Here is a 14137-nt window from a genome sequence, read left to right on the forward strand (position 1 = left end):
AGGCTATCGTTTAAGCAGATTGCCAATACTGAATTGAGACTTTAATTTTTCCTGAAATTGTTCATCCGTCATTTTTTCGTATCCTGTGGGTATGATAAACTGTCCTTCATCAACCAATTGGTCAAACAGTATTTTCTTCAATTCATAAATCACCTCATTGCCTTTTTCATCTTTGATCTTATAGGCAACCATGACTCCCGGTGTTTTTTGCGCCTGTTTCATATTCTGGGTAATTGCTTTGGGTAATTTATTTTTTAAATCTTCGGTAAAGAAGGCCTCTATAAAGATTTTAGCATCCGGGGAATACGTTACTTTCTCTGATTCGGGAGAGAAATCCCCGGAAAGCATTTGATGGAATGAATGAAGTGTATGGTCAGGCTTGCCTTCTTTGTCTTTACCTTCACGAACCGGGATTTCGATCAAATGGGCCTGACAGTTATAAGCGGAATATTTGTCTGTCCGTTTGCTTACTTTAGCATCCGGAGTATTGTATAGCTTAAGGAAATAGTCAGAGAATCCAAGTTCGTTTGTTTCATTATTTATAGGAGAGGTTATCGCGGCCTTTACGCCAAAAGTATTTATTAGCGAATATGAGACATTAGCTTCCATATCAAGAATAACAACGGAAGATCCTATCATTTGCATAATGGAGTTCGGTTGTTCTTCCTTTTGCAACTCTACTCTTGTATAGTTGGGTGTGTAAGTATAAATAAACGTTCCAACAAAAGCTTTCACCAACATGGCTGGCGACAACTTTAAATTATCACTAATATCGTAATCTTCTTCACTTTCTTCTTCCGCTTTTGCCGACATTTTAGCAATTAACTGGGGATTCTCCAAGTAAGCTGCTATCACTTCTTTATCACTTCCGGACAAACCATACTTCCGACATTCTGCAGCCAGTTTTTTCCCGTTCGGATGTGCCGCTAATGTTTCAATATCCTTTTCGAGATTATAGCCATACTCCAGAATTGCCGCATTGACCTTTTTCCCGGTTTCAGGGAATTTAATTTCTCTGTCGGCCATGTTTTTATTCAACAAATTCTCAATATCTTCATCATCAATACTATCTGAGTCAATTATCGATCCATTTGCTTCATTCTTTTCGGGAAGACTTTTTTCCACCACTTTCCCGGCTAATTTCTCCACAGCCTTATTTAACAATCCCCCAAACTGAGCGTATATTTTACAAGGAAACAAAATAGCCAAAACAAAGGCTATACATATTAATAATTCTTTTCTCATTGTTTTATTGTTGACTTTATGTTAATCTACAAATAAAACATTTCATCTATATATTTGGATGAAGAAATTATGAAGATTTTATTAAGAAACGAGATTAAATTTTAATCTTAATGACTTCCTTTAAATTAGTTGTGTAACGTCTTGAGAGGTGTTCCTGTTTAATTTTTAGTTTATAACCTTCCCCTTCTACAGCTACCTTGATAGCTTCACGGCCGTATTTGTGGGTAATCATATCTAAGGCCTTGGAAAGACGAGTCTGTTTTTCGCGGTCTATCGGGTCAAACAAATCGCGTTGTACATATTCTTCTCGGATAAGGTCAAGCAGAACAACACCCGCTCTTTTATATTCAAGTCCTTCTTTATATATCTCGTTTAATGCTTTGTGGCAATACGTAGCCACTTCGGCAAGGTCTGATGTGTAGAAAGACAGGACTATTTCCTTCGAAGATTTATAAGCATCTGCGTCAAAACGATTTGTCTGGACAAAGACATAAATTCCTTTTGTTAAAGTTTTTTGCTTGCGAAGTTTTCCGACACCAAGAGACGCAAGAGCCACAACAGCCTCGACCAGTTCTGATTGGCTTGTGATTGGCTGGCCAAAACTTCGCGAGGTACATATCTGTCGTTTTTCCGTTGTCAGATCATCTTTTTCGACACAGGGAATGCCATTCAATTCCATCCAGGTTCGTTCTCCGATAACTGTCATTTTCGATCGAACCCATGAGCGACTTTTTTGTGTAAAATCAAATGCTGTTTTCACACTATAATATTCTAACATCTTCCTGTGGTTTCGCCCAATCCCCCAGACATCTCCGATCTCCGTCTGTTGCAAGGCCTTTATGCGCTTCTCTTCGGAATCTATAATGCAGACATTCTTATAACCGGTATATTTTTTTGCAAAATGATTCGCTATTTTACCTAATGTTTTCGTTGGTGCGACTCCAATAGAAACAGGGATTCCGGTACTTTTTAAAACAGTCTTGACAATATGCCGGGAATAATTATAGAGGTCTTCTATTCCATGTAAATGTAAAAAAGCTTCGTCAACAGAATAGACTTCCATTTCCGGAACAAGTCCGGATAGAATCGTCATTACCCGGTCGGACATATCTCCATACAAGGTAAAATTCGTTGAATAGACGGCTACCTGATGTTTTTCGACAAGTTGTTTTACCTGATAAAAGGGCACGCCCATTGCTATACCTAATTGTTTGGCTTCATTACTCCGGGCAATAACACAGCCATCATTGTTGCTGAGAACAACAACCGGACGTCCGTTCAGTGCAGGATTAAACACCCGCTCACACGAAACAAAGAAATTATTGCAGTCGATCAAAGCGTACATATACGACAAGCTACCGTTGTTTTTTGATAGAATAAGTTACAATCCCCCAGATCAGAAAATCATTCTCTTCTGTAATCCTGATCGGTTCATATTTATTATTTGCTGGAACAAGCCAAACAACTTCCCTTTCTGTTTTTATATACTTAATAGTAAATTCGCCATCCACAAAACAAACGGCCATATCCCCGTCACGCGGTTCCAATGATTTGTCGATAATCAGGATATCTCCATCATATACCCCCGCATCAATCATACTATCACCAGTCACCCGACCGTAAAAGGTGCTGGCAGGATGTTTCACCAATTCCTTATTGAGATCAATCACCAAATCCATAAAATCCTGAGCGGGGTTGGGAAATCCGGCCTTTATTCCGCCATCAGCTATCGGTAATGAAAGCTCGGAAGAGGTGTCCGCAGAAAAAAGTTCTAAGCCACTACATTTATGCATCTTCTGAATTTGGATATTACACCAACATAAAGTCAAGTTGCTTACGTTCAAGATTAGCTTGCGCCACCTTGATCGTAATCGGATCGCCCAAACGATATTGCTGTTTCTTACGACGACCGATCAGGCAATAGCTCTTCTCGTCAAACTCATAATAGTCATCATCTAAGTCGCGAATAGGCACCAAACCTTCACATTTGTTCTCATTCAGCTCTACATAAAGCCCCCATTCCGTCACTCCCGAGATCACGCCATCATACACCCGGCCTAATTTATCACTCATAAATTCCACCTGTTTGTACTTGATAGATGCCCGCTCTGCATTTGCGGCAGTCTGTTCCATCGTAGAACAATGTTCGCAAATCTCTTCGTACTTACTTTTAATCACACTGAGTCCGCCAGCCAAATAACGTTCCAGCAAGCGATGCACCACCATGTCCGGATAACGACGGATAGGCGATGTAAAATGAGTGTAATAAGTAAATGCCAAACCATAGTGGCCTGCGTTGTCCGTTGAATATTTTGCTTTCTGCATAGCACGTATAGCCACAGTCTCAATGAGGTTTTCTTCAGGCTTTCCCTGTACGGAGTCCAACAGGCCATTAATACCCTTAGACACTTCTGTTTTACTGCCATCTGTTTTAAGTTTATAACCAAACCGGCGAATAAAAGACGCGAAGTTTTCCATCTTATCCGGATCCGGCAACTCATGGATACGATAAACAAAGGTTTTTTTAGCTTGTCCTTTTTTCACCTTGCCCACAAATTCAGCAACAGTCCGGTTAGCCAGCAACATAAATTCTTCGATCAGCTTGTTGGCGTCTTTAGATTCTTTAAAATAAACACTCAAAGGTTTACCGTTTTCGTCTATTTCGAACTTAACCTCATAACGTTCAAAATTAATCGCTCCGTCTTTAAAACGACGTTCCCGTATTTTCTTTGCTAATCCATTCAGTATAAGTATAGCTTCTTTATTATCCCCCTCGCCTGTTTCTATAATCTCCTGTGCTTCTTCATACGTATAGCGGCGATCGCTATTAATAACCGTTCTGCCGATACGTGAATTCAACACCTCAGCCTCTTTGCTCATTTCGAAAACAGCAGAGAAACAGAGTTTTTCTTCATTAGGGCGAAGTGAGCAAATCTGGTTACACAAGCGCTCTGGAAGCATGGGGATCGTACGATCTACCAAGTAAACAGATGTTGCCCGGCTTTCAGCCTCACGATCTATAATACTTCCGGGCGTTACATAATGCGTCACATCCGCAATATGTACTCCGATCTCGTAATTCCCATTATCCAACACGCGGAAGGAAAGCGCATCATCAAAGTCTTTCGCATCTTTCGGGTCTATCGTAAAAGTCAGGACACCACGAAAATCCTCACGCTTCGCAATCTCCTCCGCAGAGATAACATCAGGTATTTTATCTGCCGCCTTTTCCACAGAAACAGGGTATTTATACGGCAATCCGAATTCGGCCAGAATAGCATGCATCTCGGCATTGTTCTGTCCGGCTGTCCCCAAGATATCGACAACTTCACCAAGTGGATTTTTGGCTTCATCCGGCCATTCTACGATTCGTACGATTGCTTTATCACCATTCTTACCACCTTTAAGCTTTTCTTTCGGAATAAAAATATCATTCGCCAACGTCTTATTTTCCGTCACTAAAAAGGCAAAACCTCTGGCAACTTGCAGTTTTCCTACAAAAGTACGTTCCTTACTTTCCAGAATCTCCACCACTTCGGCTTCCGGTTCAGCTCCTCGTCGTTTAGCCAATAACTGCACCTTCACTTTATCACCATCCATGGCATGCATCGCATTCCGTTCAGCCACAAAAACAGGACTACCTCCATCCTCAGGAATAAAGGAATTCTTTCCATTACTACGGCGGGAAAAAGTTCCTACAGCAACCGTCCCCAAACTATTCAGCCGATAGCGTCCACGATCTATTTCCGTAATAACATCCTCGGCACAAAGATCATAGAGAATATCAGCGACCTGTAATTTCTGCACCGCATTATCCACACCAATAATCTTACTTACCTGCTTATAATTGAACGGCTCCTTAGGCGAAGAATGAAAAAGAGACATTATCGCTGTCAGCATAGCCTCTTTACGCATACGGGTTCCTTTTGATTTACTCTTATTATTCTTATCTAAGTCTTTCTTTTTTCCTGATTTATTTCTATTCTTTGTCATATCTTTCATTTTTTGTTTCACTAATTTATAAAAGCATGCTATACAAAGATAATACATGTTATGAACATAACCTTTTCAAAGACAGAATCTCTTAAGCCAAAAATTCTTTTGGCAGATTCACTAAATACAGACGATGCGTGGCGCGTGTCAGTGCTGTATAAAGCCAACGATAGAAGTCTTCTCCAAGCATTTCTTCGGTAATATAGCCAACATCCAGAAAGACATTCATCCACTGTCCGCCTTGCGCTTTGTGACAGGTCATCGCATACGCATATTTTACCTGCAATGCATTATACCAGGGATCGGTTTTAAGTTTCTTCATTTTTGCAGGTTTTGTAGCTATATCTGCATAATCTTCAAGAATAGCATAAAAGAGTTGTTCGTTTTGTTCTTTAGATAGAGCAGGGGCTTCACTTTGCAAAGTATCAAGAAGGATTTTAATGTCTGCTTCTGAATCGTCTTCCTGAAAACGAACTAAAACATCGGCAAAACGAAAACCATATAAATCCATAGTTCTACGTACCCGGAGAACTTGTACTACTTCCCCATTTGCTATAAAGTCCGCTGTTTTCACCTCGGGCTTTTCTTTCGATTTCCAGTAATAATTATTTCGGACAACCATCAGTCGATCTCCACCCGACAACTCTTCTTCACGATATAATATGCGATTTCGTATGCCATTATTATAGATATTTGCTCGTTTGTTTGAACGCGTAATAATCATGGTTTCTTCAACACCATCACGACTATAAGACGATGAAATAGTTTCTATCAGGTCTTCCCCTGAAACTAAGCGCAGATCGGAATAACCCTTAGTAAAAAGTCTGGGGAACATCTCCACTTCATTCTTGCGCAAATGCTCCCGGATCATAGTCGCGTTAAAAAGGATTCCGGATTCCTCATCTTGTCTGACAACCTGTGTAAGAGATGCTTCATAAACCAAGAGACCATAGCCTTTCAATACATCCACATTCAAAGCCGGACTTTCAGTCTGCGTTACCGGAGGAAGCTGAGCCGTGTCGCCCAACAATAACAGCCGGCAATTCTCCCCTGAATAGACATAATGGATCAGATCATCCAACAAACGGCCTGTTCCAAACAAAGAAGAATCAAACCCGTCATTTGAAATCATTGACGCTTCATCTACCACAAATAACGTATCTTTATGCGCATTATAAGCAGCCCCAAAACCCATCAACTCATTAACAGCTGATTTCTGACGATATATTTTCTTATGTATTGTATTTGCTGGTTGATTGGCATAAGTTGAAAACACTTTGGCCGCCCTACCCGTCAGAGCCAAAAGAACCGTCGGTTGATTCAGTGCTTTCATAGTCTTAACTAATGCGCCAACCAAAGATGTTTTCCCCGTTCCCGCATACCCCGAAAGTAAGAAAACCGAATCGTTCTCTTTGGATAACAAAAAGTCGCAAAGCATTTTTAAAGCGAAAAACTGATTTTCGGTAGGAATATGTAAGAAATTTTGTATAACTTGGTCGCGTAAATAGCTATTTATCATTTTGAGAATAATAATTTTAATGATAAAGATAGTGCATTAAAGATTCTTTTTTAAATTTGCCGGACGAAATAAATTAAAATAAAATATAAACCATGAAAATTGTATTACAAATTGTATTAGCCGCAGCAATTGTCTTGTTGACTTATATGTGCTATGAAAGCATCATGACACCAATACGGTTTGACGAGGCTGTTAAAGAACGCACAGAAGCCATCACTGCACGTCTGATTGACATCCGTAAAGCACAGATTGAATATAAGAACAAATACGGTGTACACGCTGCTAATTTTGACGAGTTGGCTCATTTCTTAAATGAAGATAAAATTCCATTTGTCCTTAAAGTGGGAGTCTTAACAGACGAACAATTGGAAAAGGGAATGACAGAACAGGAAGCTGTAAAGAAAGGGATCATAACCCGTGATACATCCTGGATTATAGCTAAGGACACAATCTTAGGCCCAAATTACGATGTTGCATCTATGCGTTTTGTTCCTGGAACTCAGACCACATTCTCTATGGATACAGCCACGATCATTTCTCCGACAGGATATACAGTAAAGGTATTTGAATGTGGTGTACCGTATGATAAATATTTGGGAGATCTTAATCCTCAGTTATTATACAACATGAAGCAAAAAGCAGAAGTGTACGAAAAATATGCAGGCTTACGTGTTGGTTCACTGAAAGAGATCAACAACAACGCTGGTAACTGGGAGTAATAACAAAAAAAACAAAAGTTTTATGGCGGTCAGTATTCCTGATACGTTAACAATAGAAACTTCTGAAAGATATATATTATCCATCCGGATTACTCCGGATGGATTTTCTTTTTCAGGATCTATCCCTTCAAAAAGTAGTAGTTTCTTTTACAAACGAATAACTTTTGAACGGTCAAAAGATTATGCAACGTCTTTAAAAGAAGCCTTTTTTGAAGAGGAATGTTTAACCTGGTCGTACGAGAAAATAAAAATATTTTGCTTTACCCCTAATTATATTTTTACTCCGGACGAATACTATCGGGAAGATAAGAAAGAAGAGTTATTCCAATATACGTTCTTCTCATCATCTAAAAAAACTCTTTCAACTCCGATTGACCCGGATTCGGGAAAGCTCCTTTATGAAATAGACCCGGAAGTTTATTCCTTTCTCTCGCGTTCATTTATTAACCCGGAGTTTATCCATCATATGGCTCTTCCGCTTAAGAACTGGAAGCAACAAAGCGCATTGTCTTTCTCTGGACAGATGTATGTCTTATTAAACAATAAAACGGTTGACATTACATGCTTCAGGCATGGACAACCAATCTTTCTCAATTCATTTGATTATTCCACTCCGGAAGATATTCTTTATTTTGTTTCCTGTATCTGGAAGCAAGCAGAATTAGATCAGTTAAAAGATCATTTATATATTTTCGGAAATGCCGACTATAAAAAAGACCTAATGAACAATATCAGACAGTATATTCACTATGTCTCCGAGATAGAACTTCCTGCAGACGTTTACCTGCGCAACCCCGAAATAAAACAAGCTCCTTACGACATAATATTATCTGTATGCGAATAATAAGTGGAAAATACGGACATCGTCGTTTTTCTGTGCCGTCTTCATTCGAAGCACGACCTACGACTGATTTTGCTAAAGAAAATCTATTCAATGTATTGATGAACCTTATCGATCTGGAAGAGACGACAGATGCTTTAGACCTGTTTTCTGGAACAGGAAGCATCGCTTTCGAACTGATCTCAAGAGGTTGCAATAAAGTAACAGCCATTGAAAAAAACCGAACGCACGCAGGATTTATCACAAAGGTGGCGAAAGAGCTTAAGACCGACTCTCTTAATCTAATTTGTGGAGATGCCTTCCGTTTCTTAAAAACTGCCAGACAGGAATCGTATGATTTCATCTTTGCAGATCCTCCTTATGCTTTAGACAACCTGGAACAAATACCTCATTTAATTCTTGAACGCGATCTGTTAAGAACAGGGGGAATCTTTGTCATGGAGCATCCAAAGGAATATGACTTCTCGGATCTTTCTTATTTTTCTCAGAAACGGATTTACGGGTCAGTAAATTTTTCGTTGTTCATCAAAACAGTGGAGAAAACAAACGCATAAAAGATTCAATAAACCGTTGTTTCAAAGGTCTCTTTAACCAGACAGAGGCAATCAATAATTCACATTCTTTCATATCATCAAAGAAAACCTGCTTCATATTTCGTGCAAATTCTTCTTGATAGACAAAAGCATTAACCTCAAAGTTATGCTCAAAACTACGGAAGTCCATATTCGCAGAACCAACAATAGTCAGTTCATCATCAACGACAATTAGTTTTGCATGCAAAAAACCGGGTTTATACAAATAAACCTTTACTCCTGCTTTCTCCATTTCATCAATGAATGAATGGCTGGCCATATTAACTAAGCGTGTATCTGATTTATTCGGCAGCATCAAACGCACGTCGATACCGGCGAGAGCTGCCGTTTGAAGCGCCTGATTTAGCCCTTCCGTCGGCAGGAAATAAGGCGTTTGTATATAGATATATTTCTTCGCATTCGCTATAGCATAAATAGTAGCCTGCAACAGCGTACGCCAAAGCCCGGTTGGGCCGCTACTAACAATCTGCATCAAATTATCTGTATAAACGTCTGTTTTAGGATAATAAACCGGCGTATCAATCAGAATCTTCGTCACCACATACCAATCTACCAGAAATGCTGCTTGCAATCCATGCACCCCTTTTCCTGTAAACTTAAAATGAGAATCTCTCCATTTTCCCCACTTCATGCCGTTGATATACCGGTCGGCAATATTCATCCCTCCCATAAAACCGACAGTTCCGTCTATAACAACTATTTTTCGGTGATTACGGTAATTAACCTTACTGGTTAGGATAGGAAAAACAACCTTCAGGAAAGGATGTACTTCCACCCCGCCCTCAGTCATTTCTTTAAAAAAACGGCTCTTCACTTTCCATGATCCCACATCATCATAAAGAACGCGCACATGAACACCTTCTTGCGCTTTAGCAATCAAGGCATTCTTTATTTCCGTTCCAATTTTATCATCGCAAAAAATATAATATTGGAGATGTATATGATGTTTCGCATTCCGGATCGCATCCAATAAGTCATTGAATTTTTCTTCTCCCGTAGTGTAGATTTTAATCTTCGTTCCATACAGAAGAGCGGCCTGGTTACTGGATTCAAGGAGTGTGATTAAAGGATTATATTTTTCAGGAGGCAAACAAATATCTTTTTTATACCCTCCCTGCAACGGTCGTTTTTTTATACGTTTATACGTACGCCTCGAAATAACTTTTTGTTTCCGGTTATCTTGTCCGAAGAAGAAATAAAAGACAATACCAAGACCGGGAATAAACAACAACACAATTACCCATGGAATAGTTTTCAACGGATTACGGTTCTCGGTAATGATCACAAGGATCAGTCCGAGAATCGTAATTACGTACAAAAGAAAAAAAATTGTACTTAAAACAGTCTGTATTTGTATTGTCAGAAACATTTCCATCCTATTTTTTTATCGTAACAGGCAAATAAAGATAGAGAATGATATCGAATAAACAAACTAAGTTGCAAAAGATCAAGGACGTCCGCCACCCGGAGGAGGTCCGCCGAAGCCTCTTCTACCACCAGGTCCTCGCATATCAGAGGCCGATCCTCCACCTTTAAAGATACTGAACTTATAGATCAAATGAACCATAAAGTAGCTATTCAGCGTATTGTATTCCGAATAAGTCGTTGCGGTTGCTGTAGTGCTATATGAGATATTACTTCGTTGTTGCAATATATCATAAATCTTGAACCGTAAAGTTCCCTGATTTCCTTTAAGAAAACTTTTTGACAAAGCGGCATTCCAAAGCAACTCTTCCTGCTCATATCCATTGGCATAACCAGAGTTAGTCGAGTAATTTATATCACTCTCTAACTTAAAGTTATATGGAAGATAGACCGTTGTAGTTCCTCCTAATCTGTAATTAAATGTTTCCAGATTATTCTGAGACTGGATGGTATTTTTTGTTTTGCTATACGAGATGCTTCCATTCATACCCAAGTCAAACAAATCGGAACGATAATCAATACCGGCATTTTCCGAAAGAGTCAGCCTTCTGTTCCTATTCTTTTCTCCATTAGAAAAACCATTACTGTTCTGGAAGGAAGCAAACGTCATGCTATTAACAGAAAATTTCTTATTCTTCAACGGTGTATTCACGATCACACGTACATTCCCGTTATAATTTCCATTCATATTCTCGTAAGTAGTTTCTCTTTTTCCGGCTTCGGTTTTACTGTAAACAGAAGAAGAGACAATATCATTTATTATATAATTTCCATTCGCCATTACCATAAACGCTGTTTGCTGTTCAGGAACAAACCGATGGAAACGAACCGAAAGGTTATTCGTATAAGTCGGTTTCAAATCAGGGTTACCTTTAATTGTATTCAACGGATCTGAAATATCCGGAACAGGCTGCAACTGAGTCATGCTCGGCTGACTTGTTCTACCATTATACCAAACGCGTAAATTGGATTGTTTACTAAACATATAATTAAACTGCGCTGTCGGCGAGAGATTAATCACATTACGTGAGAAGCTGGAAAGCGTCGAGTCTCCAACAAAATTTTCGCTTTTACTATAAGACGGATCCACATTAAATCCGATCGTATAATTATACTTTTCGCGTTGCGCCTTAAAGCTAACACCAGCTCGTTGAGAGATGAAATCGTTCCGGAAATTCTTACTGTAAGCTGTATCCAATTGATTGTATTCGCCGGAAGCAAAGTCAAGATTATACGAGTTTTTTAAAGACTCTTGTCTTCGCTGACTAAAACTATACGTAACCTGGAGGAAATTATTCCGCCCTAACGGTTCTACCCAAGAAGCAAAAGCACGATAATTAAAACCGGAATTATCATAGCGGATTCGCTGATCAAGAATACTATCATTTCCATTTAATACCTCTTCCTTATAATAATAATCTTCGTCGCTGTATGAATCACTTAGTCCTCCGGACAAAGAGGCGCTAAACACCCGACCGCGAGAATTAAGTTTACGGCTGAACTCTAACCGACCACTTAAATCATAACCTTCTCCATCCGAATTATTCTGCGAATTTACTCTGCGGACTGTATCCATTTCGTTGTTCATCACATCCGTCAATTCATTACCGGCTGAAGAACTACGGCTATACCCTATCTCCGGACGGAATATGATATTTGTTAATGTATCAGGTTTCCACTCCAAACGGAATTCGGCTCCGATATTGTCGCTTACAGGATTACTTTTACTTTTAGAATATTCAAGCAGCGTACTATCCTGAGCAACAAAGCTCTCTTTACGAACATTGCTTTCAGCATCGTTATCAGAGTGAGAGTAGCGGGTATTACCGGACAAGGTTAGCTTCGAGTTAAACTCTTTACTAAAATTCAGGCCGGCATTTCCGGAAGAAGTGATACCATTTCCGGCACCTCCACCACTAAAACGTCTTCCTCCGCCTCCCATTCCCGAAAACATGGTTGATGCCAGATCAGAGAAACCCATATTATTTGTATTGTTGAGTCCCCCCATGAAAGTCATCTGGTCATTATTTATAAAACGGTTAACCATCGCATTACCTTCATATCTGTCCTTACTGCCATAACCGGCAAAAGCATTTCCAAACCAGCCTTGTTTCATCCCCGGCTTTACCGTAAGATTGATCGTAGCTTCCTCATCTCCATCATCAAAGCCGGTCATCATCGTCATATCACTCTTCCTGTCATATACCTGTACCTTCTCTACCATTTGTGCCGGAAGATTCTTAGAAGCCACCTTGGGATCATTCGTAAAGAATTCTTTTCCGTCCACCATGATTTTTTTTATCTCTTTCCCATTCACCGTTACTTTTCCGTCAGAACTTACTTCTACTCCCGGCATCTTTTTCAGCAAGTCTTCCAGCATGGAGCCTTCTGTTACTTTATACGAATCGGCATTATATTCTACGGTATCGTTCTTTACAACGACCTCAGGCGCTTTCCCAATCACAACAGCTTCACCTAATTGAATCACTCCATCACTTAAAGCCAGTTTCCCCACATTGACCGGATTCTTCTTTCCCGTAATACTAAGCGGCTGATACAAATGATCAAAACCAACAAAAGACACATGAAGCAAATAGTTACCCGGACGAATGCTTTTCAACGTGAAATTACCACTCTTTTCAGTAACCACACCACCTATCAATGTACTGTCTTTCACACTAAGCAGTCTGACTGTTGCTTGTTCAATAGGAGAGTCATTTCCTTCTTCAACCACCTGCCCTATAACACTCACCTTGTTTTGCTGCGCAAAAACCAATATTGGAGAAACCAATAACCACACAATAAAAAGGAAACGATGTAATTTCATAATCAGTTCGTACTAATATATTTTTCAACTTGAATTCATAGACAAAACAATGAATAGTACGTTTAATCTCCATTATTATATTTTGCATTTATTAACCTTCGGATAATGGCCGAATTTATCAATTGCCAAAGCATAGTATTAAATGAAAATTATAAAGGATATAATTGCAAAAATATCCTTTATTTTTCCCAAAATAACCTTTATATTTTTGCGTTCATTTTTATCTTTGATTTTCAATGAGATTACAACAGCCTTGTAACAGCAAACAACTTGTGAATAATTTAAAATTTCAGCCAAGTTGTTTCACATTAATTCACAAACCAAACCCACACAGTTCACCGCTTATCACTATTTTTGGATGGAAAAATGAAGACAATGGAACATGTTATTTTTCGAATTGCCAGGCAAGAAGATTTAGTTAAAATTGTTGATATATATAACTCAACAATACCTTCCCGCATTGTTACAGCAGACACAGAACCTGTTTCTGTAGAAAGCAGACAAGGTTGGTTTGAGGCGCATCAACCCGAAAAACATCCTTTATGGGTGATGGAGAATGATGAAAATGAGATTATAGGCTGGGCAAGTTACCAACCTTTCTATGGGCGACCTGCTTATGCTGCAACTGCAGAAATCAGTATTTATTTAGCAGAATCAGCACGTGGAAAAGGGCTGGGCAAACAAACACTTTTGTTTTGCATTGAAAAAGCACCTGAATACGGAATCAAAACGCTTCTGGGTTTTATCTTCGAGCATAATAAGTCCAGCATGACTCTTTTTGAGAACTCAGGCTTTACCCTTTGGGGGAAATTACCTCGTATTGCTCTACTCGATGGACAGGAGTATAATCTCTGTATCTTGGGCAAACGTTTACTATAAACAGGTGAATTTAAGTTTGATCTTGATTTTTCGTATCTTTGCGGTCATCTACTTTGAAATACTAACAAGATATTGGCGGAGAATTACTCCGATTGA

Annotated in this window: 11 protein-coding genes; 4 read left to right on the forward strand and 7 right to left on the reverse strand. The window is 39.3% G+C overall.

What is annotated here, in order from left to right:
* Window positions 1–3 precede the first annotated feature (3 nt).
* The 5 genes from PHT93_RS01500 to PHT93_RS01520 all read right to left on the reverse strand — a co-directional run bounded on the left by PHT93_RS01500 (window position 4) and on the right by PHT93_RS01520 (window position 6757).
* The gene (locus tag PHT93_RS01500; protein ID WP_300238613.1) at window positions 4–1245 is read right to left on the reverse strand and encodes a hypothetical protein; all 1242 of its coding nucleotides are present in this window, start codon (window positions 1243–1245) and stop codon (window positions 4–6) included.
* A 94-nt stretch (window positions 1246–1339) separates the two neighbouring features.
* Window positions 1340–2590 carry a Y-family DNA polymerase gene (locus PHT93_RS01505; protein WP_300238682.1) on the reverse strand — a complete coding sequence of 417 codons (1251 nt, stop codon included), beginning with the start codon at window positions 2588–2590 and terminating at the stop codon, window positions 1340–1342.
* A 10-nt stretch (window positions 2591–2600) separates the two neighbouring features.
* Window positions 2601–3038, reverse strand: a complete 438-nt coding sequence (umuD, locus tag PHT93_RS01510; RefSeq protein ID WP_300238615.1) for a translesion error-prone DNA polymerase V autoproteolytic subunit — start codon at window positions 3036–3038, stop codon at window positions 2601–2603.
* Window positions 3039–3054: 16 nt separating this feature from the next.
* Window positions 3055–5160, reverse strand: coding sequence for a ribonuclease R (gene rnr / locus PHT93_RS01515; RefSeq protein ID WP_300238685.1), 2106 nt, complete (start codon window positions 5158–5160; stop codon window positions 3055–3057).
* A gap of 169 nt (window positions 5161–5329) precedes the next feature.
* Window positions 5330–6757: an AAA family ATPase gene (locus PHT93_RS01520; protein WP_300238617.1), complete on the reverse strand. Its 1428-nt coding sequence runs from the start codon at window positions 6755–6757 to the stop codon at window positions 5330–5332.
* Between the two features lie 92 nt (window positions 6758–6849).
* Between PHT93_RS01520 and PHT93_RS01525 the strand changes: the two genes are divergently transcribed.
* Genes PHT93_RS01525 through PHT93_RS01535 form a run of 3 tightly spaced genes read left to right on the forward strand, consistent with a single transcriptional unit; the run spans window position 6850 to window position 8871 of the window.
* Window positions 6850–7476 (forward strand): hypothetical protein, encoded by a 627-nt coding sequence (locus tag PHT93_RS01525; RefSeq protein WP_300238620.1) that lies wholly within the window; start codon window positions 6850–6852, stop codon window positions 7474–7476.
* A 22-nt stretch (window positions 7477–7498) separates the two neighbouring features.
* Entirely contained in the window at window positions 7499–8320 is an 822-nt protein-coding gene (locus PHT93_RS01530; RefSeq protein WP_300238622.1) for a DUF3822 family protein, read from the forward strand.
* Window positions 8311–8871 carry an RsmD family RNA methyltransferase gene (locus PHT93_RS01535; RefSeq protein ID WP_300238624.1) on the forward strand — a complete coding sequence of 187 codons (561 nt, stop codon included), beginning with the start codon at window positions 8311–8313 and terminating at the stop codon, window positions 8869–8871. The genes PHT93_RS01530 and PHT93_RS01535 overlap by 10 nt, the downstream gene beginning before the upstream one ends.
* On the opposite strand, the gene cls is transcribed toward PHT93_RS01535, so the two are convergent.
* Entirely contained in the window at window positions 8843–10279 is a 1437-nt protein-coding gene (gene cls, locus PHT93_RS01540) for a cardiolipin synthase (protein ID WP_300238626.1), read from the reverse strand. The genes PHT93_RS01535 and cls overlap by 29 nt on opposite strands.
* A gap of 78 nt (window positions 10280–10357) precedes the next feature.
* Complete coding sequence (locus PHT93_RS01545; RefSeq protein WP_300238629.1) at window positions 10358–13162, reverse strand: TonB-dependent receptor; 2805 nt, start codon at window positions 13160–13162, stop codon at window positions 10358–10360.
* A gap of 375 nt (window positions 13163–13537) precedes the next feature.
* Here PHT93_RS01545 and PHT93_RS01550 point away from each other — a divergent pair, with 375 nt between their 5' ends.
* Window positions 13538–14041 carry a GNAT family N-acetyltransferase gene (locus tag PHT93_RS01550; protein WP_300238631.1) on the forward strand — a complete coding sequence of 168 codons (504 nt, stop codon included), beginning with the start codon at window positions 13538–13540 and terminating at the stop codon, window positions 14039–14041.
* Window positions 14042–14137 lie beyond the last annotated feature (96 nt).

It is taken from the genome of Massilibacteroides sp., assembly GCF_028705895.1.
Taxonomy (GTDB): Bacteria; Bacteroidota; Bacteroidia; order Bacteroidales; family Tannerellaceae; genus Massilibacteroides.